Below are 19,866 nucleotides of genomic sequence, written 5' to 3'. Positions count from 1 at the left end.
AATGAACCTGCTGCAGCACGCCCCCATCGCGTCGGGTCGGCGCATGCAGTGGGTCTGCGGTCCCGAGGTCGTCGACGAGGCCTTGGCCGTTGCGGCCGAACTGGCGCGCTCCTACGGCATCGGCGTCGATCTCTGGCGCATCGACGACTGGGCGGGCATGGCGCAGGACGGCATCGCCTGCGAGCGGCGCTGGCGGGAAGGCGACGGCACCGCGGTCGGCAGCCGCTTCGAGCGACTGATGGCGCCGACGCAGGGCCCGATCCTCGCCATCACGCGCGGGCCACGCGACGGGCCCGAAATGCTGCGCGCCTTCGCACCCGCGGGGCGGCGCTATCTCAGCCTGAGCGGGTCGGACGTCGATGCGCTGCGCGCGACCGCGCTGCGACTCGATGTCGAGACCGACATCGAGTGGGCGAAGCTGTCCGCCATTTGAGGCCTGTCGACGCTACGCCGCGAGCTGCGTCCGGAGGTAATCCAGAAAGGCCTGCGCCGTGCGTGACAGCGTGCGGCCCACGAGCGTCTGTACCTCGATGTTGCGCAGGTCCAGGCCACGGTCTTTCAGCGGCATGGCCACCAGTTCGCCGCGCTCGATCGGTTCGCGCACCGAGATCTCGCCACAGATCGTGATGCCCAGGGGCGCGTGGCGCAGGAAGCCCAGCAGGCTGGCGATGTAGCTGCTGGTGAGCACCGGCTCGATCGGCAGCCGTTGCCGATGGCAGGCGATGTCGAACAGCTGACGCACCGTCGTGTCCGGCTCCGGCAAGGCGAGCGGGTAGGGGACCAGTTGGCGAAGACTGATCTGCTTGAAGCGCACCAGCGGATGCGTCGGTTGCATCACTGCCAGCACGGGTGAGGGCTGCAGGTGTTCGACCTTGATGTCCTTCTCCGCGCCGCGGCTCATGACGAAGCCGATGTCGGCATCGCCGAGCAGGATGCGCCGCGTGCAGTCGGCCGGCGGATGCACGCCCAGGTGGAACTGGAGGCCAGGGTGCTGAACCACGAAGTCGCTGATCACGCGCGGCAGGAACTCCATCGAGAAGCCCTCCGTGGCCACGAGTCGCACGCGGCCCCGCTGCATGCCTTGCAAGGCTTGCACATCGCCGACGATCCGCTCCGCATCGTGCGCCGACCGGATGGCGTGCACCGCGAGCAGTTCGCCAGCCGCGCTCGGCACCATGCCGCGCGCATGGCGGTCGAACAGGCTCACCTCCAGCAGTGCCTCCAATTGCGCGATGTGCCGGCTGATGGCCGAGCTGGCGACGTTGAGCCGCGACGAGGCCTCGCTGATGGAACCGCAACGCACGACTTCGAGGAAGTAGCGCAGGGCGGTGTCTTGCAGTTGACGGGCGATGAGTTGCGAGGTGGCCATGAGGGAAGAGGTGCGAGCGCGCTGACGCCGTTTGAACGAACAGCGAGCCTTGCCTTTTAAGCATCGCTCACGTCGAAATTCTGTAAGGCCTGAAACGCTGTCGAGGCGCCATTCTTGCAATTGTTCGAACGGTCCGGTTCAACTTTTCGTTCAACGTATTGAAGGAGCTTGTCATGGGGCATCTATCCACCACGCTGGTGCGGCGCGCACTTCTGTCGATCGCACTGACGGCCGGCGCGACCGCGCACGCCGGCAAGGCGAACGACACGCTCACCTACGCGTCCGACAGCGAGGTCGAGAACGTGAGCCCGTACCACAACAGCATGCGCGAAGGCGTGATCCTGGCCGCCATGGCCTGGGACACGCTGGTCTACCGCGACACCAAGACGGGAGAGTTCAAACCGCAGCTCGCCACCGCCTGGAAGTGGGATTCGCCCACCGCGCTCAACGTCACGCTGCGCCAGGGCGTGACCTTCCAGAACGGCGACAAGTTCGGCGCCGACGACGTGGTCTACACCTTCAACGAAGTCACCGGCCCCGACGCGAAGATCGCCACGCGGCAGAACACCGACTGGATCAAGAACGTCGAGAAGCTGGGCGACTACCAGGTGCGCATCCACCTCAAGACGCCGTTCCCGGCCGCGCTCGAATACCTGTCGGGCCCGACGCCGATCTACCCCGCGGCGTACGTCAAGAAGGTCGGGCTCGAGGGCTACAGCAAGGCGCCGATCGGCACCGGCCCGTACAAGATCACGGCCGTCACGCCGGGCCAGGGCGTCACGATGGTCAAGAACACCGCCTACTTCAAGGACAGCCCGATCGGCCAGCCGAAGATCGGCAACGTGAAGTTCGTCGTCATCCGCGACCCCGAGGCGCGCATGGCCCAGCTCATGACCGGCGCGGTCGACTGGATCTGGCGCGTGCCCGCCGACCAGGCCGAGTCGCTCAAGGCCGCGCCCAACCTCTCTGTGCTCAGCGGCGAGACCATGCGCGTCGGCTTCATCAGCATGAACAACAACGGCACCACGCCCGAGTCGACGCCCTTCAAGGACGTGCGGGTGCGCCAGGCGGTGAACATGGCGATCAACCGCAAGGGCCTGGCCGACAGCCTGGTGCGTGGCGGCAGCCAGCCGGTGTATGCAACCTGCTTTCGCACGCAGTACGGCTGCGAGACCACCAAGGTGGTGAAGTACGCCTACGACCCGGCCAAGGCGAAGGCGCTGCTGGCCGAAGCGGGCTTTCCCAACGGCTTCGACACCGACCTCTGGGCCTACCGCGAGCGCGACTATGCGGAAGCCATGATCGGCGACCTGCGCAAGATCGGCATCCGCGCACGACTGCATTTCGTGCAGTACCCGGCGCTGCGCAACGAGGTCCGTTCGGGCCGGGCGCCGCTGACCTTCCAGGCCTGGGGTTCGTTCTCGATCAACGACGCCTCGGCCTTCGCTGGCAACTTCTTCAAGGGCGGCCCCGACGACACGGCCAAGGACCCGCAGACCATCGCGCTGCTGCAGACGGCTGACGCCACCGTCGACAAGGCCGAGCGCACGGCCAAGTACGCGCAGGCGCTGCAGCGCATCTCGGAGCAGGCCATGTGGGCGCCGCTGTTCTCGTACTCGACCAACTACGCGTTCACGTCGGACCTGAAGTTCGATGCCCAGCCCGACGAGCTGCCGCGCTTCTTCGCGGCCAGCTGGAAGTAAGGCGCCCGCGTAGCGAGGGCCTCTGCCATGCTGATCTACATCTTCCGCCGGCTGCTGGTGGCGCTCTCGGTCATGCTGACCGTGGCCGTCATCAGCTTCATGCTGCTTCACCTGTCGGGCGACCTGGCCACAGCCATCGCCGGGCCCGAGTCGACCGCGGCCGACGTGGAGAAGATCCGCGTGCAGTACGGCCTCGACCGGCCGATCACGGCGCAGTTCTTCGACTGGCTCGGTGCGGCTGCGCGGCTGGACTTCGGCCGCTCGTTCTACTTCCAGAACACGGTGGTCGAACTCATCGGCGAGCGCCTGCCGATCACGCTCAAGCTCGGCGGCGTCGCGCTGCTGCTCGCGGTGGTGGTGGCGATCCCGCTGGGGGTGCTGGCCGCCATCTACCGCGACACCTGGATCGACCGGCTGTCGCTGATGGTGGCGGTGGTGGGGCAGGCGATGCCGACCTTCTGGTTCGCGCTGACGCTGATCATCGTGTTCTCGGTCGGGCTCAAGTGGCTGCCGGTGTCGGGCAACACGAGTTGGCAACACTTCGTGCTGCCCGCCGTGGCGCTGGGCTACTACGCCATGCCGGCCATGATGCGGCTCACGCGTGCCGGCATGCTCGACGTGCTCGGCTCCGACTACATCCGCACCGCGCGCGCCAAGGGACTGAGTCCGGCGCGCGTGGTCTTCAAGCATGCGCTGCGCAACGCGATCATCCCGGTGGTGGCGCTGGCCGCGGTGGAGCTGGGCTTCATGCTCGGCGGCTCGGTGGTCATCGAATCGGTGTATTCGATGCAGGGCCTGGGGCAGCTGGCGTGGGACTCCATCTCGCGCAACGACTACCCGGTGGTGCAGGCGGTGGTGCTGATCATCGCGGTGTTCTACATCGGTCTGACCTTCGTGGCCGATGTCTTGAATGCCGCGCTCGATCCGCGCATGCGGACACGCTGAGGAGATGACATGAACGCATCCGCACTCTCATCTCCCGCGATGGCGACACCCACGCTGACGCTGCCGCCCGCGCCCGCCTGGCGACGCCTGCTGCGCCGCGTGCTCGGCCAGCACGGCCTCACCCTCGGCGCGATCATCCTCGGCCTGATCGCGCTCGCTGCATTGTTCGCACCCTGGCTCGCACCGCACGACCCATACGCGCAGGACGTCACACGCCGCCTCATCCCGCCGATCTGGCACGACAAGGGCTCGTGGGACCACCTGCTCGGCACCGACAAGCTGGGCCGCGACTACCTCAGCCGGCTGCTGTTCGGCGCACGGGTGTCGCTGATCATCGGCCTCGTCACGGCCGTGATCGCCGGTGTGATCGGCACCACGCTCGGCGTGCTGGCCGGCTACTACGGCGGCCGGGTCGATGCGGTCATCAGCTACATCATCACCACGCGCCTGGCCATGCCGGTGGTGCTGGTGGCGCTGGCCATGGCATCCCTCGTCGGCGGCTCGCTGCAGGTGGTGATCCTGCTGCTCGGCCTGCTGCTGTGGGACCGCTTCGCCATCGTCACGCGTTCGGCCACGCAGCAGTTGCGCGACGCCGAGTTCATCGCTGCGGCCAAGGCGCTGGGCGCGTCCACACCGTACATCCTGCTGCGCGAGCTGCTGCCCAACCTGATGAGTGCGCTCACGGTGGTGGCGACGCTGGAGATGGCGCATGCCATCCTGCTCGAATCCACGCTGTCTTTCCTCGGCCTCGGCGTGCAGCCGCCCACGCCGTCGTGGGGGCTGATGGTGGCCGAAGGCAAGGCCTACATGTTCTTCCAGCCCTGGGTGATCCTGATCCCCGGCGTGGTGCTGGCGCTGTTGGTGCTGGCCATCAACCTCGTGGGCGACGGCATCCGCGACCTGACCGCGCCCGACGGCCGCAACTGAAAGGCAAGGCCATGAACACTCCCTTGCTGGACGTGAAGAACCTGCGCGTCGACCTGCCGACCGAACGCGGCCTGCTGCACGCCGTGCGCGGCATCGACTTCCACGTGAACCGCGGCGAGATGCTGTGCCTGGTTGGGGAATCCGGCTGCGGCAAGTCGATGACCTCGCTGGCGTTGATGGGCCTGCTGCCGCGCAAGGCGGTGCGCACCGCCGACCACATCCGCTTCGACGGCGTCGATCTGCAGACGCTGCCGGAGAAGGGTATGGCTGCGCTGCGCGGGGCGCGCATGGCGATGATCTTCCAGGAACCGATGACCTCGCTCAACCCCTCGTACACGCTGGGTGACCAGCTGTGCGAAGCCTTGCGCGCCCACCGCAAGGTGAGCGCCACCGAAGCGCATGAACGCGCGGTGCACCTGCTCGAACGCGCCGGTGTGCCGCAGGCCGCCGACCGCATGCGCCAGTACCCGCACCAGCTCTCGGGCGGGCTGCGCCAGCGCGTGATGATCGCCATGGCGCTGATGTGCGGCCCCGACCTGATCATTGCGGACGAGCCCACGACCGCGCTCGACGTGACCATCCAGGCGCAGATCCTGCGGCTGATCCGCGAGCTGCAGAAGGAGTTCGGCACGGCCGTGGTCTTCATCACCCACGACCTCGGCGTGGTGGCGCGCATCGCCGACCGCGTGGCCGTGATGTACGCGGGCGAGGTGATCGAGACGGCGCCGGTCGGCGAGCTGTTCGCGCAGCCGACGCACCCGTACACGCGCGGCCTGCTCAACTGCATTCCGGTGCGCGGCAAGACGCTGCCCGGCAGCCACCTGCAGGCGATTCCCGGCGTGGTGCCGAGCCTGGTGGGCGATGTGCGCGGCTGCGCCTTCGCCAACCGGTGTTCGCTGGTGCAGCCGGCGTGCGCGGAGACGCCCCCGTACGTGGCTTTGAACGCACGGCATGCGGTGCGTTGCGTGCACGCGCAGGCCGAGCTGGCGGAGGCGGCATGAACGCAGTGATCAACCCCACGTCGACCTCGTCCGGCGACGACATCGCGCTGGAGCTCTGCGCGCTGACCCGCGTCTACCAACTCAAGCGCGGCCTGTTCCGCACGCCCGGCCAGATCAAGGCGGTCGACGACGTGTCGCTGCGCATCCGCAAGGGCGAGACGCTGGGCCTGGTCGGCGAATCCGGTTGCGGCAAGAGCACGCTCGCCAAGATGCTGCTGGGCTTGCTCGCACCGACCTCGGGCAACGTGCTGATCAACGGGCGCGAGATCGATCCGACCCGTCGCAAGGCGCTGGCGCGCTCGGTGCAGCCGATCTTCCAGGACCCGTATTCGTCGCTGAACCCGCGCCGCACCGTGGCCGACATTGTCGGCGTGCCGCTGCGGCTGCACCAGGTCGGCACGCATGCCGAGCAGAAGAAGCGCGTCAAGGAGATGCTCGACCTGGTTGGCATGCCCGAGCGCACGCACAGCCAGTACCCCAACCAGCTCTCCGGCGGACAACGCCAGCGCGTGGCGATTGCGCGTGCGCTGGTGCTGCGGCCCGAGATCCTGATCTGCGACGAGCCGACCTCGGCGCTCGACGTGTCGGTGCAGGCGCAGATCCTGAACCTGCTGCTCGACCTGAAGGCCGAGTTCGGCCTGACCTATCTCTTCATCAGCCATGACCTCGGCGTGGTCGAGCACCTGGTCGACCGCGTGGCGGTGATGCACCGCGGCCAGATCGTCGAGATCGGCACCCGCGAGCAGATCTTCGCGCGGCCCGAACACGCCTACACCCGCATGCTGCTGGCGTCGGCGCTCACGCCCGAGCCGGGCCTGGGCATTCCCGACATCGAACGCGAGCTGCCGCTCGCCGTCGCATGATCTTCCGTTCCTCCATCCCTTCTTCCGAGACATTGCCATGAGCCGACAACAAGCCATTGCCCAGACGCTGGCCCGCTTCGACGACGGGCGCTTCCAGCAGACGCTGGCGCGCCGGGTCGCCTTCCGCACCGAAAGCCAGGACGCTGCCAGCGGGCCCATCTTGCGGTCCTACCTGGACGACGAGATCGCGCCGCAACTCGAGGCGCTGGGCTTCAGCTGCCGCGTGGTCGACAACCCGATCGCGGGCAAGAGCCCCTTCCTGCTGGCCGAGCGCATCGAGGCCGATGCGGCCTTCACGCTGCTGACCTACGGCCACGGCGACGTGGTGCGCGGCTACGACGCGCAGTGGCGCGCCGGGCTGAACCCCTGGGAGATCGTCGTCGAAGGCAACCGCTGGTACGGCCGCGGTACCGCCGACAACAAGGGCCAGCACACCATCAACCTCACGGCGCTGGAGCAGGTGCTCGCGGTGCGCGGCGGCACGCTCGGCTACAACGTGAAGATCATCCTGGAGATGGGCGAAGAGGACGGTTCGCCGGGCCTCAACGAGGTCTGCGCGGCGAACAGCGAACTGCTCGCGGCCGACCTGTTCATCGCGTCCGATGGCCCGCGCGTGTCGGCCTCGCGCGCCACCATGTTCCTCGGCTCGCGCGGCGTCTTCAACTTCGACCTGCACCTGAAGCTGCGCGACGGCGGCCACCATTCGGGCAACTGGGGCGGCCTGCTGCGCAATCCCGGCATCCGCCTGGCACATGCGATCGCGAGCCTGGTCGATGCCAAGGGCCGCATCCTCGTGCCCGGCCTCTTGCCCAGGGAGTTGCCCGAGAGCGTGCGTGCCGCGCTGAAGGACATCGCGGTCGGCGGCGACGTGGACGACCCCGAGATCGATCCGGACTGGGGCGAGCCCGGCCTGTCGGCGGCCGAGCGGGTGCTCGGCTGGAACAGCTTCGAGGTGCTGGCCTTCACCACCGGCAATCCCGCCATGCCGGTGCATGCCATCCCGTCGGAGGCGCGCGCCCATTGCCACATGCGCTACGTGGTCGGCAGCGACCACACGCACTTCCTCGACCACATCCGCGCGCACCTGGATGCGCATGGCTTCGACGACGTCGAACTGCGCAAGACCGACGTGCGCATGGCCGCCACGCGCCTGGACCCCGACGATGCCTGGGTGCGCTGGGGCCTCGCCTCCATCGAACGCAGCACCGGCCGGCGGCCCGCGCTGCTGCCCAACCTGGGCGGCTCGCTGCCCAACGAGGTGTTCTCCGAAACGCTGGGGCTGCCCACACTGTGGGTGCCGCATTCCTACCCGGCCTGCTCGCAGCATGCGCCCAACGAACACATCCTGGCCGACGTGACGCGCGAGTCGCTGCACATCATGGCGGGCCTGTTCTGGGACCTGGCCGAAGAAGGGCCGGGCGTCTTCAAGGACCGTCGATGAGCGCGCGTACGCTCGAAGCCGCCGTTGCCTGGCTCGCCGACCAGCGCGGCGCGATGCAGACCGCCCTGGCCGACCTGGTCGACATCGACTCCAACAGCCACGACAAGGCCGGCACCGACCGCGTGGCCGAGGCCATGCGCGGCTGGCTGCACGCCGACGACATCGAGGCGACGCACCACGCCGACCCGGCCGACGGCGACGTGCTGCTCGCGCGCCTGCCGGGCATTGACGCGTCGCAGGCACCCGTGGTGCTGATGGGTCACCGCGACACGGTGTTCCCGACGGGCACGGTGCTGCAGCGCCCGTGGCGTGTCGACGGCGATCGCGGCTACGGTCCCGGCGTGTCGGACATGAAGTCCGGCCTCGTGCTGCAGTGCTTCGTGCTGATGGCGCTGCGCCGCATGGCGCCGTTGCCGTTCCCGGTGCTGGGGTTGTTCACCGCCGACGAGGAGATCGGTTCGCAGCGCGGCCGCATCGCCATCGAGGCCCATGCACGCGGTGCGCGGGCCGCCTTCAACGCCGAGCCGGGGCGGGTCAGCGGCAACCTCGTGACCGCGCGCAAGGGCGGCGCCAACTTCGTCATCGACGTCACCGGCCGCGCCGCGCATGCCGGGATGAACCACGCCGACGGCGCGAGCGCCATCGAGACCCTGGCGCGCAAGATCCAGGCGCTGCATGCGCTGACCGACTACGACGCGGGCATCACCGCCAACGTCGGCCTCATCAGCGGCGGCATGTCGAGCAACACCGTGGCGCCGTCGGCGCAGGGCAAGCTCGACGTGCGCTTCTGCACGCTGGAACAGCGCGAAACGCTGTTCCAGCGCATTCGGGAAATCGTGGCCGCGCCGGGTGTTCCAGGGACGGTGGCCACGGTCACGCAGACCTCGGAGTTCCTGCCGCTCGAGCCGAAGTGGAGTGAAGAGCTCCTGACGCGCTACCAGGCAAGCGCCGCGCAGATCGGCTTCACGGTGGAGGGCGAGTTCACCGGCGGTTGCTCCGACGCCGGCTTCACCGCCTCGCTCGGCATCCCGACGCTGTGCGGCGTCGGCCCGGTCGGCGCCAAGGCGCACACCGACCACGAGTACTGCTGCCTCGACACGCTGGTGCCGCGTGCGCAGGCGCTGCTGCACACGATGGCGGCGTTGGCTTAGACCGCTGCTTAGGCCACTTCGGCGATCAGTTCGATCTCGACACAGCACCCCATCGGGATCTGCGCCACGCCGAAGGCGCTGCGCGCATGCGCACCCTTTTCTGCGCCGAACACTTCGGCCAGCAGTTCGCTCGCGCCGTTGGTCACCAGGTGTTGTTCAGTGAAGGAGAGGGTCGAGTTGACCAGGCTCATCACCTTGACGATGCGGGTGATCTTGTTCAGGTCGCCGGTGGCCGCGTGCAGCGTGCCGAGCAGGTCGACGGCGACGGCGCGGGCGGCCAGCTTGCCTTCTTCGGTCGTGATGTTCTCGCCGAGCTTGCCGACCCAGGGTTTGCCATCCTTCTTCGCCACATGGCCCGAGAGGAAGACCAGGTTGCCGGTCTTGGCGAAGGGCACATAGGCCGCAGCGGGCACCGAGACGGGTGGCAGTTCGATGCCGAGTTGGGTGAGTTTGTCGTAAACGCTCATGGAAATCGCTCCGGATGAAAAGTGTCCGAGGTTAACGGACCCGCGCTGACCCGGTGCGCGATCAGGATTGCGATTGGCTTTGCGATTGCGATTGCGATTGCGAACCGCCGACAGAGCGCGCCGCGGCGGCGGCCTCGGCCCGCAGTTCCTCGAGCGGCCGCACCGTGACGCCGACGTCCAGCGTGTGGCGCGCGCCACCATGCAGCACGCCGCGCATCGGCGACACGTCGGCGTAGTCGCGCCCGATGGCCAGGGTCACGTAGTCCTCGCCGGGCTGGCGGCCGTTGGTCGGGTCGAAGTCGGCCCAGTCGCCGGGGCCGTCGGCGCCGGGCAGGTAGACCGACACCCACGCATGCGAGGCATCGGCGCCCACCAGCCGTGGCTGGCCGGGGGGCGGCTGCGTCAGCAGGTAGCCGCTCACGTAGCGTGCCGGCAGGCCCATGGTGCGGAAGCAGGCGATGAGGATGTGCGCGAAGTCCTGGCACACGCCCTTGCGCTGCGCCAGGGCTTCCACGGCCGGCGTGCTGATCTCGGTGCTGCCGGCGTCGTAGTCGAAGTCGCGGTACATGCGTTGCATGAGGTCGGTGGCGACGTCGAAGGTCGGCCGGCCGGGCGCGAAGCTGGGCCGCGCATAGGTGGCGAAGTCGTCGTGGCGCGGCACGTAGCGCGACGGAAAGACGAAGTCGGATGCCGCGTCGAAGCGCGATCCCTTGCGGTAGCGGAAGCGCTCGCGCACCTCTTCCCAGGGCAGGTCGCGCGCGATGCTGGCGGCCAGCACGGGCGTGGAGGTCTCGACCACGCTCTCGGCCGTGACCACGAGTTCCTCGTGCGTCGACTCGAGCGCGAAGAAGGCACGGGTGTTGCCGTACAGGTCGGGCGATTCGTTCTGCTGCGCCGGCGCGGGCGTGATCGACAGCGCATGGCTCACCAGCCGCTGCGACGGCGTTTCGCGCGGCTTGAGGTGCGCCAGGTGCTGCGCCGTCTCGACCGGCGGCGCGTAGTCGTAGCGTGTTTCGTGGGTGACGTGCAGCAGCATGGTCAGACGCCTACCGAACGCAGCGATTCGGAGGTGAGCGTGAAGTAGCGGATGCCGATGGCGTCGGACACGTGGTAGGCCGCGGTCTCGCAGAATTCGAAGAGCTGGACCAGGGCCGGGTATTGGCCCTCGGCGTCGACCTCGCAGAGGTTTTCCAGCGTCCACATGGCCGGGTCGGGCAGTTCGTACGACAGCGCCGTGAGCTTGCCCGGGGCGCTGCCCGCGAGCCGGGCGATGCGCCCGCGCAGGGTCTGCGTGACCCAGGCCAGGGAGCGCGGGTTGTCGCCGTCGAGCACCAGCAGGTCGACCAGCGTGGCGACGTCGCGGCGCTGCTGGTAGCGCGCATGGAAGGTGATGGTGCTGTCGAACAGCGCGACCATCGCCTCGAAGCCGTTGACCTCGTGTACCGCGCCGCCCTGGAAGCCCGCGGCCAGCGCGCTCGACAGGAAGGCCAGGCGCTCGATGTGGCGGCCGATGGAGAGCAGGCGCCAGGCGTCGTCGCGCGTCATGCGGTCGGTCTGGGCGCCGGTCATGGCCGACAGCGCGGCGCTGGCGGCTTCGAGCGAGTGCAGTGCGGCACCGGCCGCGAAGCTGCCTTCGCGCTCTTCGCCTTCCTGCTCGGCGGTGCGGCGCAGGAATTCTTCCTCGGCGCGCACGATCTGGTTCCAGTGGTCCTGCGACAGGCGCTCGCGTACGGCGGCGGCGGCCTGCCGCACGCAGCGCAGGTTGTAGCCGACGCTGCCGCCGGTCTCGGCGTTGCCGAGGTCGGCGATCAGCGCGCGCTCGAACACACGGCGCGCCTTGGTGCCGATCGGCACCTCGGGCGCGATCAGCGTGTTGCGCGTGGACAGCCCATGCAGCCACTCGAGCAGCGGGCGCGACGAGGGCTCCTCGCCGCCCAGGCGGTCGAGCACCAGGCGCGCCAGGCGCACGGCGTTCTCGGCGCGCTCGGTGTAGCGGCCGAGCCAGAACATGTTCTCGGCCGCACGGCTGGTGACCGGCGCCCGGTGCCGCGCCAGCGAGGCCGGCGTGGCATGCGGCTGCAGCCGCGTGGTGCGGTCGACCTCGCCACGCGTCTGCACCCAGACGTCGGCACTGCTGCCGCCACGCTGCATCGAGGCGATCTGCGCGTCGGCACCGGCCAGCCGGGCCAGCCCGCCGGGCAGCACGCGCCAGGACTGCGCGCCGTCGCTCACCGCGAACACGCGCAGCATCACGGCGCGCGGCGCGATGTGCCCACGGCCGAAGTTCGGCGCCCAGGTCGGCATCTGCGACAGCGGCAGGTAGCTTTGCACCGTGTGCTCGTCGCCCTGGCGCACGATGCGGCCGGCCCATTCGTCGAGCTCGCGCCGGCTCATGCGGCTGCCCAGCACGGCGTTGAAACCGGTGTGCGAGTCGTAGCCGGGGTAGGTCGCCTTGATGGCGCAGTCGCCCAGCTGCGGCAGCGCCGATTCGAGCGCCGCACGCTCGCCGCACCACCAGGTCGGCAGCGCGGGCAGTTGCAGCTTCTCGCCGATGAGGCGCCGCGCCAGCGCGGGCAGGAAGCCCAGCAGCGCCGGCGATTCGAGGAAGGCCGAGCCCGGCATGTTGGCGACCAGCAGGTTGCCGGCGCGAATCGCCTGCAGCAGGCCAGGCACGCCCAGCGTGGAATCGGGACGCAGCTCGAGCGGGTCGAGGAACTGGTCGTCCAGGCGCTTGATGAGCCCGTGCACCGGGCGCAGGCCCTGCAGCGTCTTGAGGTAGACGCGCTGGTCGCGCACCGTGAGGTCGTTGCCCTCGACCAGCGTGATGCCGAGGTAGCGCGCCAGGTAGGCGTGCTCGAAGTAGGTTTCGTTGTAGGGGCCGGGGGTGAGAAGGGCGATGTGCGGCGGCGAACCGGCCGGGCACATGCGCTGCAGGCCTTCCATCAGGGCGCTGTAGGTGGCCGCCAGGCGCTGCACCTGCAGCTCCTCGAAGGCCTGCGGGAACTGGCGCGACACCGCCAGCCGGTTTTCCAGCAGGTAACCCAGGCCCGACGGCGCCTGCGTGCGCTGCGACACCACCCACCAGTTGCCGTCGGGGCCGCGCGCCAGGTCGAAGGCGGCGATGTGCAGCCAGGTGTCGCCAGGGGGCTTCACGCCGTGCATCGGGCGCAGGTAGCCGGGATGGCCGCGCACCAGCGCATCGGGCAGCAGGCCTTCAGCCAGCAGTTGCTGCGGGCCGTACACATCGGCCATCACCCGGTCGAGCACCCGCACCCGCTGCTGCACGCCGGCCTCGATCTGCGTCCAGCTGTCGGGCGAGATGATCAGGGGGAACAGGTCGAGCGACCAGGGCCGTTGCGGGCCGTCGGCATCGGCATAGACGTTGTAGGTGACGCCGTTGTCGCGGATCTGCCGCTCCAGGCTGATGGCGCGCCGCGGCAGGTCGGTGAAGCCGCCGCTGCCCAGATGTTCGAAGAACCGCGCCCACGGCGGCGTCAGCGCTGCGGCGTCAGTCGTCGGGGCGGGCAACTCGGGGGCTGCGGGGGGCGGCAGCGCGGCGTCGTGCAGGGGCGTACCGGCCGGCGCGGGCTGCTGGCGCGGCGCAACCGCAGGGGTGGCGACCCCCCGCAGTTCGTCGAAATGGCCAGGCGCAGCGGCAGGCGCCAGCGCTGAAGCCAGCGCGGCGGGAGATTCGAGCGACTGCGCGCCGAAAAGGGAGTCGTTCAACGGTTCCACGGTGTGCCGATTGTCACACCGTGGTCATGCGCGCACGACGGCCGCCGCAGGATAAAACGCCGGCGCCTGCGCCATACGGCCGCGTGGGCCGCCTCATCGTCGCAGGTCGAGCGTGAACGGGAATTCGCGGCTGCCGGCCAGTTCGATCGTCGCCGGCGGCACCTTCATCAGGCCCGGCGTGTGGCCCATGCGGGTGAAGCGCGCCATGCGACGGCTCTCGGCCTCGTAGGCGTTGACCGGGAAGGTGTCGTAGTTGCGGCCGCCCGGGTGGGCGACGAAGTACTGGCAGCCGCCCAGCGAGCGCTTCATCCAGGTGTCGACGATGTCGAAGGTCAGCGGCGCGTGCGCGCCGATGCTCGGATGCAGCGCCGACGGCGGGTTCCAGGCCTTGTACCGCACGCCGGCGACGAATTCGCCGACGGTGCCGGTGGGCTGCAGCGGCAGCACCTTGCCGTTGACCGTGATGACATGGCGGCTTTCGTTCAGGCCGGTCACGCGCACCTCGATGCGTTCGAGCGACGAGTCGACGTAGCGCACCGTGCCGCCGGCCGAGCCTTCCTCGCCCATCACGTGCCACGGCTCGAGCGCGTTGCGCAGCGACAGTTCGACGCCCATGGCCTGCACCTGGCCGACCAGCGGGAAGCGGAACTCGAGGTGCGGCGCGAACCAGTTCGGGTCGAAGGGGAAGCCGGCCTGACGCATCTCGCTGATGACGTCCTCGAAGTCCATCTTCACGAAGGTCGGCAGCAGGAAGCGGTCGTGCAGCTCGGTGCCCCAGCGGGTCGCCGGCGCCTTGTACGGCTCGTCCCAGAAGCGCGCGATGAAGGCGCGCAGCAGCAGTTGCTGCGCGATGCTCATGCGCGCATGCGGCGGCATCTCGAAGGCGCGCAGTTCCAGCAAGCCGAGGCGGCCGGTGGAAGAGTCGGGCGAATACAGCTTGTCGATGCAGAACTCGCTGCGGTGCGTGTTGCCGGTGACGTCCACCAGGATGTTGCGCAGCGTGCGGTCGACCAGCCAGGCGGGCATGTTCTGGCCGTAGATCTCGCGGTTCTTGGCGATTTCCTGGAGCGCGATTTCCAGCTCGTAGACCTGGTCGTTGCGGGCCTCGTCGACGCGCGGCGCCTGGCTGGTCGGGCCGATGAACATGCCCGAGAACAGGTAGCTGAGCGACGGGTGGTTGTGCCAGTACAGCAGCAGGCTGGCCAGCAGCTCGGGCCGGCGCAGGAAGGGGCTGTCGCCCGGGGTGGCGCCGCCCATCACGAAGTGGTTGCCGCCACCGGTGCCGGTGTGGCGGCCGTCGGTCATGAACTTCTCGGCCGACAGGCGCGTTTCGAACGCGGCGTCGTACAGGAACTCGGTGTGCGCCACCAGTTCCTTCCAGTTGTTGGCCGGGTGGATGTTGACCTCGATCACGCCCGGGTCGGGCGTGACGGCCAGCATCTTCAGGCGCGGGTCGCGCGGCGGCGGGTAGCCTTCCATCACGATCTGCAGGCCGAGCTGCTGCGCCGTGGCCTCGATGGCGGCGACCAGGTCGAGATAGTCTTCCAGGCGGCGCAGCGGCGGCATGAAGACGTAGAGCACGCCCGATGAATCGCCGACCTTCTCGGCCGCCGGCCCGTTGGCGCGGCGCGGGTCGCGCACCTCGACGCACAGCGCGGTGCGGGTGATCCAGTGGGCCGACTCGCCGCGGCACGGCTGGCGCGGCGTGGTGGGGTCGGTGCTGTCCGCCGAAGCGGCGCCCGGGCCTGCCGCGGCGCTGGTTGCAGTGGCCGTACCCGGGCCCTGCATGCGCAGTGCGGCTGGCGTCTGCGGCGGCGCACCGAAGGCATAGGGCACGGCGCCCAGGTCGTCCTTCGGGCCGGTCGGCAGGCCGGCGTAGCGCGCGCGGTAGTCGACGTAGTTCGGCAGGTCGGCCAGCGGCGCGGTCGGGTCGCGGTCGACCAGGTAGGGGTAGTCGCCCTTGCTGGCCCACGGCTGCGAATCGAGCGGCAGGCGGTAGCCCATGGGCGAGTCGCCGGGGATCAGGTACATGCGGTCGTCGCGCAGGAACCAGGGGCCGGTCTTCCAGCCCGGGCCGGCCAGCGCCGGCGCGTCGGCATCGGCGTTGCCGGGTTCGATCGGCAGCATGTAGCCGATGACGGCATCGAGCTTCTGCGTGAAGACGCGGCGCAGGCGCACGCGTTCCATCTCGTCGTCGAGCTTGGAATCGAAGGGGTCGACGTTGACCGGCAGGCGGCGTTCGCGCCAGAGGTAGTAGTAGGTGTCTTCGTAGCCGGACTGGATGTAGCGCTCGGTCAGGCCGAGGCGGTGCGCCAGCACGGTGGTGAAGCGGCGCGCGTCTTCGCTGGTGTAGTGCGTGGGCACCCGCTCGTCGGCGAAGAGCTCGGGGTTGTGCCAGATGGTCTGGCCGTCGGCGCGCCAGAAGATCGACAGCGCCCAGCGCGGCAGTTGCTCGCCCGGGTACCACTTGCCCTGGCCGAAGTGCAGGAAGCCGCCGTTGCCGTATTCGGCGCGCAGCTTCTGCACCAGCTCGGTGGCGTAGCCGCGCTTGGTCGGGCCGAGCGCATCGGTGTTCCATTCGGCGGCGTCGCGGTCGCTGGTGGCCACGTAGGTCGGCTCGCCGCCCATCGTCAGGCGCACGTCGCCGGCGGCCAGGCGCTTGTCGACGGCGTCGCCCAGGGCCAGCACTTCGGTCCACTGTTCGTCGGTGTAGGGCTTGGTGACGCGCGGCGATTCATGGATGCGGGTGACCACCATCTCGTGGCCGAACTCGACTTCGGCGTCGTCGACCACGCCTTCGATCGGTGCGGCGCTCGACGGCGTGGGCGTGCAAGCGAGCGGGATGTGGCCTTCGCCGGCCAGCAGGCCCGAAGTGGCGTCCAGGCCGACCCAGCCGGCGCCGGGCAGGTAGACCTCGCACCAGGCGTGCAGGTCGGTGAAGTCGACCGTCGTGCCGCTCGGGCCGTCCAGCGCCTTCACGTCGGGCGTCAGCTGGATCAGGTAGCCCGAGACGAAGCGCGCGGCCAGGCCCATGTGGCGCAGCAGCTGCACCAGCAGCCAGCCCGAGTCGCGGCAGGAGCCGCTGCCGTTGGTGAGCGTTTCTTCCGGCGTCTGCACGCCGGGCTCCATGCGGATCAGGTAGTTGACGTCCGACTGCACCTGCTGGTTGATGCCGACCAGGAAGTCGATGGTGCGCTGTTCCTTGCGGTCGATCTTGTCGAGGTAGGCCTGCACCAGCGGCGTGGGCGGCTCCACCACCAGGTAGGGCGCGAGCTCGTCGGCCTGCTCGGCCGTGTACTTGAAGGGGAAGTTCTCGGCCTGCGGCTCGAGGAAGAAGTCGAAGGGGTTGTAGACCGCCATCTCGACCACGAGGTCGACCGTGACCTTGAATTCGCGCGTCTTCTCGGGAAACACCAGGCGGGCCTGGTAGTTGGCGAACGGGTCCTGCTGCCAGTTGATGAAATGCTGCTCGGGCTCGATGCGCAGCGAATAGGAGATGACGTTGCTGCGGCAGTGCGGCGCCGGACGCAGGCGGACCACCTGCGGGCCGAGCTGCACCGGACGGTCGTACTTGTAGTGGGTGACGTGGTGGAGTGCGGCGTGAATGGACATCGGTTTTTCTCGGAGCGGCGACGGGTCTCGGGTGAGACGCATACTAGCCCACCGGCAAAGCAATTAACGCGCCACGGAAAGCGTGTAGAGGGAGGGCCGGTCGCATGGATCAGGGAGCGATTTCGTGAGGGTGCAGCACGACCTGCGCGGCTGGGCGCCCTTCGCGGCCCTGGCCGGGGCGATCGTGGGCGCGGCCCTGCAACTGCAGCAGGCGGCCTTGTGGCCGGCTTGGCGCTATGGGGTGTTGGCGGCTGCGGCAAGCCTGGTGCTGTACGCCATGGGGCGCACGCGCCGTCACGGTCGAGGCGCTCTGGCCGCGTTGCTGGTGGTCGCGGCGCTCGCCAGTGCCAGCCTCACGGGGTGGCGCGCGGCCCGCTATGCCGGCGACGCACTGGCCCCGTCGCTCGAGGGCCGCGACCTTCAGGTCATTGGCGTGATCGCCCAGATGCCGCAACACGACGACAGCGGCACGCGCTTCCGGCTCGATGTCGAGTCGGCGCAGTGGGCTGGCGGGTCGGCCGGCGAGCCACTCCCGCCGCGCGTGCCGCGCCGCATCGCGCTGGGCTGGTACGCCGAGGGCACCGGCCTGTGGGGCCGGGGCGCCGAAGAAGCGGCGGTCGCGCCGCAACCGCTTCGGCGCCCTGACGCGCTGCACGCCGGCGAGCGCTGGCGGCTGACCGTGCGCCTCAAGGCCCCGCACGGCAACCTCAACCCGCACGGCTTCGACCAGGAGCTGCAGCTGTGGGAGCAGGGCGTGCAGGCGACCGGCTATGTGCGCACCGGCGCCCGCGATGCGCCGCCCGAACGCCTCGCCACCACCTGGCAACGCCCGGTCGAGCGCGCCCGCGAAGCCGTGCGCGACGCGGTCTTCGAGCGGGTGACCGACCGGCGCCTCGCGGGGGTGATCGCCGCGCTGGTGACCGGCGACCAGGGCGCCATCGACCGTGCCGACTGGGACGTCTACCGCGCGACAGGCGTGGCCCATTTGATGGCGATATCCGGTCTGCATGTGACCATGTTCGCGTGGCTCGCGGCCTTGCTCGTCGGCGCGCTGTGGCGGCGCAGCACACGCCTGATGCTGTGCTGGCCCGCCCAGCAGGCCGCATTGGCCGGTGGCGTCGCGCTGGCCGCGCTGTACGCGCTTTTCAGCGGCTGGGGTGTGCCCTCGCAGCGAACGGTGTGGATGCTCGCGACCGTTGCGCTGCTGCGCATCGCCGGGCGGCGCTGGCCGTGGCCCTGCGTGTGGCTGCTGGCCTGCGCGGTGGTGGTCACGGTCGACCCGTGGGCGTTGATGCAGGCCGGCTTCTGGCTCAGCTTCGTCGCGGTGGCGGCGCTGTTCGCGACCGACGCGATGGCCGAGGCCGGGCAGGCGCTCACCTGGCGACGCCGCCTCGGCCGCCTGGCGCGCGAGCAGGCCGTCGTCACGCTGGCGCTCACGCCGCTGACGCTGCTGCTGTTCCAGCAGGTGTCGGTGGTCGGGCTGATCGCGAATGCGCTGGCCATCCCGTGGGTCACGCTGCTCGTCACGCCGCTGGCGATGCTCGGCGTGTTGCTGCCGTGGGCATGGGATGCGGCGGCCTGGGCGGTGCAGGGCCTGTCGCGGTGGCTGCAGTGGCTCGCGGCGTGGCCGTTCGCAACCGTGTCGATGGCGGCGCCGCCGCTGTGGGCGGCGGTCGGCGGCGTCGCGGGCGGCGTGTTGTTGGCGATGCGGCTGCCATGGTCGATGCGCGTGCTGGGGCTGCCCCTGCTGCTGCCTGTACTGCTGTGGCAAACGCCGCGCCCACCGATGGGCGACTTCGAATTGCTGGCCGCCGACGTCGGCCAGGGCAATGCGGTGTTGGTGCGTACCGCCAACCACAGCCTGCTGTACGACGCCGGCCCGCGCTACAGCCTGGAAAGCGACGCCGGCCACCGCGTGCTGGTGCCGCTGCTGCGCGCGATGGGCGAGCGCCTCGACACCGTCGTGTTGAGCCACCGCGACAGCGACCACACCGGCGGCGCGCCGGCCGTGCTCGCCATGCAGCCGCAGGCCGCGCTGCTGAGTTCGATCGAGGCAAGTCATCCGTTGCAGGCGCTGCGGCCGGCGCAACGTTGCATCGCCGGCCAGCGCTGGACCTGGGACGGCGTCGACTTCGAGGTGCTGCACCCGGTCGCGGCGGACTACGACAACCCCTCGGCCAAGCCCAACACCGTCTCCTGCGTGCTGCGCATCGGCAACGGGCGCGCGACCGCGCTGCTGGCCGGCGACATCGAACGCGCGCAGGAGGCCGCACTGGTCGCCCGCAGCGCCGACGGCGCCCTGCACGCCGACGTGCTGCTGGTGCCGCACCACGGGAGCAAGACCTCGTCGAGCCCGCCGCTGCTCGATGCGGTCCAGCAGCGGCTGGCGCTGGTGCAGGCGGGCTACCGCAACCGCTTCGGCCACCCGGCGACGCCCGTGCGCGAGGCCTACGAAGCGCGCGGCACGACGCTCATCGACAGCCCGCATTGCGGCGCGGCGCAGTGGTCGAGCCGCGCGCCGCAAGTGGTGCGCTGCGAACGCGAGGCACGGCAGCGCTACTGGCACCACCGCGTTCCCTGACCAGCGTCCCGGCGTCCCGGGTTTTCCCTCAAAAAGTTTCGCCTGCAGCAACTTTCTACCGATTGCTTGAC

At 69.6% G+C, this 19,866-nt stretch carries 14 protein-coding genes; 9 read left to right on the top strand and 5 right to left on the bottom strand.

From position 1 onward, the window contains the following. The first annotated feature begins 1 nt into the window (after position 1). Positions 2 to 433 (top strand): hypothetical protein, encoded by a 432-nt coding sequence (locus ACSFA2_RS19130; protein WP_435456902.1) that lies wholly within the window; start codon positions 2 to 4, stop codon positions 431 to 433. A 12-nt stretch (positions 434 to 445) separates the two neighbouring features. Here the strand turns inward: ACSFA2_RS19130 and ACSFA2_RS19125 are convergent, their stop codons facing one another. After that, on the bottom strand, positions 446 to 1,369 hold the full coding sequence (locus ACSFA2_RS19125) for a LysR family transcriptional regulator (RefSeq protein WP_435456901.1): 924 nt from the start codon (positions 1,367 to 1,369) through the stop codon (positions 446 to 448). Between the two features lie 173 nt (positions 1,370 to 1,542). Between ACSFA2_RS19125 and ACSFA2_RS19120 the strand changes: the two genes are divergently transcribed. Genes ACSFA2_RS19120 through ACSFA2_RS19090 form a run of 7 tightly spaced genes read left to right on the top strand, consistent with a single transcriptional unit; the run spans position 1,543 to position 9,400 of the window. After that, entirely contained in the window at positions 1,543 to 3,072 is a 1,530-nt protein-coding gene (locus tag ACSFA2_RS19120; RefSeq protein WP_435456900.1) for an ABC transporter substrate-binding protein, read from the top strand. A 27-nt stretch (positions 3,073 to 3,099) separates the two neighbouring features. Continuing rightward, positions 3,100 to 4,017 carry an ABC transporter permease gene (locus tag ACSFA2_RS19115; RefSeq protein WP_435456899.1) on the top strand — a complete coding sequence of 306 codons (918 nt, stop codon included), beginning with the start codon at positions 3,100 to 3,102 and terminating at the stop codon, positions 4,015 to 4,017. A gap of 9 nt (positions 4,018 to 4,026) precedes the next feature. Then, positions 4,027 to 4,944 carry an ABC transporter permease gene (locus ACSFA2_RS19110; protein WP_435456898.1) on the top strand — a complete coding sequence of 306 codons (918 nt, stop codon included), beginning with the start codon at positions 4,027 to 4,029 and terminating at the stop codon, positions 4,942 to 4,944. A gap of 11 nt (positions 4,945 to 4,955) precedes the next feature. Continuing rightward, complete coding sequence (locus ACSFA2_RS19105; protein ID WP_435456897.1) at positions 4,956 to 5,945, top strand: ABC transporter ATP-binding protein; 990 nt, start codon at positions 4,956 to 4,958, stop codon at positions 5,943 to 5,945. Beyond that, positions 5,942 to 6,808, top strand: coding sequence for an ATP-binding cassette domain-containing protein (locus ACSFA2_RS19100; RefSeq protein ID WP_435456896.1), 867 nt, complete (start codon positions 5,942 to 5,944; stop codon positions 6,806 to 6,808). Before ACSFA2_RS19105 ends, ACSFA2_RS19100 begins: the two co-directional genes overlap by 4 nt. 37 nt (positions 6,809 to 6,845) lie before the next feature. Then, a complete protein-coding gene (locus tag ACSFA2_RS19095; protein WP_435456895.1) occupies positions 6,846 to 8,249 on the top strand; it encodes a M20 family metallopeptidase in 1,404 nt (467 codons plus the stop codon). Further along, positions 8,246 to 9,400, top strand: coding sequence for a M20 family metallopeptidase (locus tag ACSFA2_RS19090; RefSeq protein WP_435456894.1), 1,155 nt, complete (start codon positions 8,246 to 8,248; stop codon positions 9,398 to 9,400). The genes ACSFA2_RS19095 and ACSFA2_RS19090 overlap by 4 nt, the downstream gene beginning before the upstream one ends. Positions 9,401 to 9,408: 8 nt before the next feature. Here the strand turns inward: ACSFA2_RS19090 and ACSFA2_RS19085 are convergent, their stop codons facing one another. The 4 genes from ACSFA2_RS19085 to ACSFA2_RS19070 form a co-directional block, all read right to left on the bottom strand. Further along, complete coding sequence (locus tag ACSFA2_RS19085; RefSeq protein WP_435456893.1) at positions 9,409 to 9,867, bottom strand: RidA family protein; 459 nt, start codon at positions 9,865 to 9,867, stop codon at positions 9,409 to 9,411. Between the two features lie 61 nt (positions 9,868 to 9,928). After that, positions 9,929 to 10,903, bottom strand: coding sequence for a transglutaminase family protein (locus ACSFA2_RS19080; RefSeq protein ID WP_435456892.1), 975 nt, complete (start codon positions 10,901 to 10,903; stop codon positions 9,929 to 9,931). A gap of 2 nt (positions 10,904 to 10,905) precedes the next feature. Then, a complete protein-coding gene (locus tag ACSFA2_RS19075) occupies positions 10,906 to 13,602 on the bottom strand; it encodes a circularly permuted type 2 ATP-grasp protein (protein ID WP_435456891.1) in 2,697 nt (898 codons plus the stop codon). A gap of 93 nt (positions 13,603 to 13,695) precedes the next feature. Next, positions 13,696 to 17,214: a transglutaminase family protein gene (locus tag ACSFA2_RS19070; RefSeq protein ID WP_435456890.1), complete on the bottom strand. Its 3,519-nt coding sequence runs from the start codon at positions 17,212 to 17,214 to the stop codon at positions 13,696 to 13,698. A gap of 124 nt (positions 17,215 to 17,338) precedes the next feature. Here ACSFA2_RS19070 and ACSFA2_RS19065 point away from each other — a divergent pair, with 124 nt between their 5' ends. Further along, a complete protein-coding gene (locus ACSFA2_RS19065) occupies positions 17,339 to 19,795 on the top strand; it encodes a DNA internalization-related competence protein ComEC/Rec2 (protein ID WP_435456889.1) in 2,457 nt (818 codons plus the stop codon). Positions 19,796 to 19,866: the final 71 nt, after the last annotated feature.

Source organism: Variovorax cryoconiti (genome assembly GCF_051216395.1).
Lineage (GTDB): Bacteria > Pseudomonadota > Gammaproteobacteria > Burkholderiales > Burkholderiaceae_C > Variovorax.
Note: the sequence above shows the minus strand (reverse complement) of the source record. Positions and strands in the feature narration are given on the sequence as shown.

Coding starts and splice junctions, on each gene's coding strand:
- ACSFA2_RS19120 (WP_435456900.1), top strand. CDS start 1,543: ATGGGGCATCTATCCACCACGCTGGTGCGGCGCGCACTTCTGTCGATC.
- ACSFA2_RS19125 (WP_435456901.1), bottom strand. CDS start 1,369: ATGGCCACCTCGCAACTCATCGCCCGTCAACTGCAAGACACCGCCCTG.
- ACSFA2_RS19080 (WP_435456892.1), bottom strand. CDS start 10,903: ATGCTGCTGCACGTCACCCACGAAACACGCTACGACTACGCGCCGCCG.
- ACSFA2_RS19085 (WP_435456893.1), bottom strand. CDS start 9,867: ATGAGCGTTTACGACAAACTCACCCAACTCGGCATCGAACTGCCACCC.
- ACSFA2_RS19070 (WP_435456890.1), bottom strand. CDS start 17,214: ATGTCCATTCACGCCGCACTCCACCACGTCACCCACTACAAGTACGAC.
- ACSFA2_RS19095 (WP_435456895.1), top strand. CDS start 6,846: ATGAGCCGACAACAAGCCATTGCCCAGACGCTGGCCCGCTTCGACGAC.
- ACSFA2_RS19100 (WP_435456896.1), top strand. CDS start 5,942: ATGAACGCAGTGATCAACCCCACGTCGACCTCGTCCGGCGACGACATC.
- ACSFA2_RS19110 (WP_435456898.1), top strand. CDS start 4,027: ATGAACGCATCCGCACTCTCATCTCCCGCGATGGCGACACCCACGCTG.
- ACSFA2_RS19130 (WP_435456902.1), top strand. CDS start 2: ATGAACCTGCTGCAGCACGCCCCCATCGCGTCGGGTCGGCGCATGCAG.
- ACSFA2_RS19090 (WP_435456894.1), top strand. CDS start 8,246: ATGAGCGCGCGTACGCTCGAAGCCGCCGTTGCCTGGCTCGCCGACCAG.
- ACSFA2_RS19105 (WP_435456897.1), top strand. CDS start 4,956: ATGAACACTCCCTTGCTGGACGTGAAGAACCTGCGCGTCGACCTGCCG.
- ACSFA2_RS19115 (WP_435456899.1), top strand. CDS start 3,100: ATGCTGATCTACATCTTCCGCCGGCTGCTGGTGGCGCTCTCGGTCATG.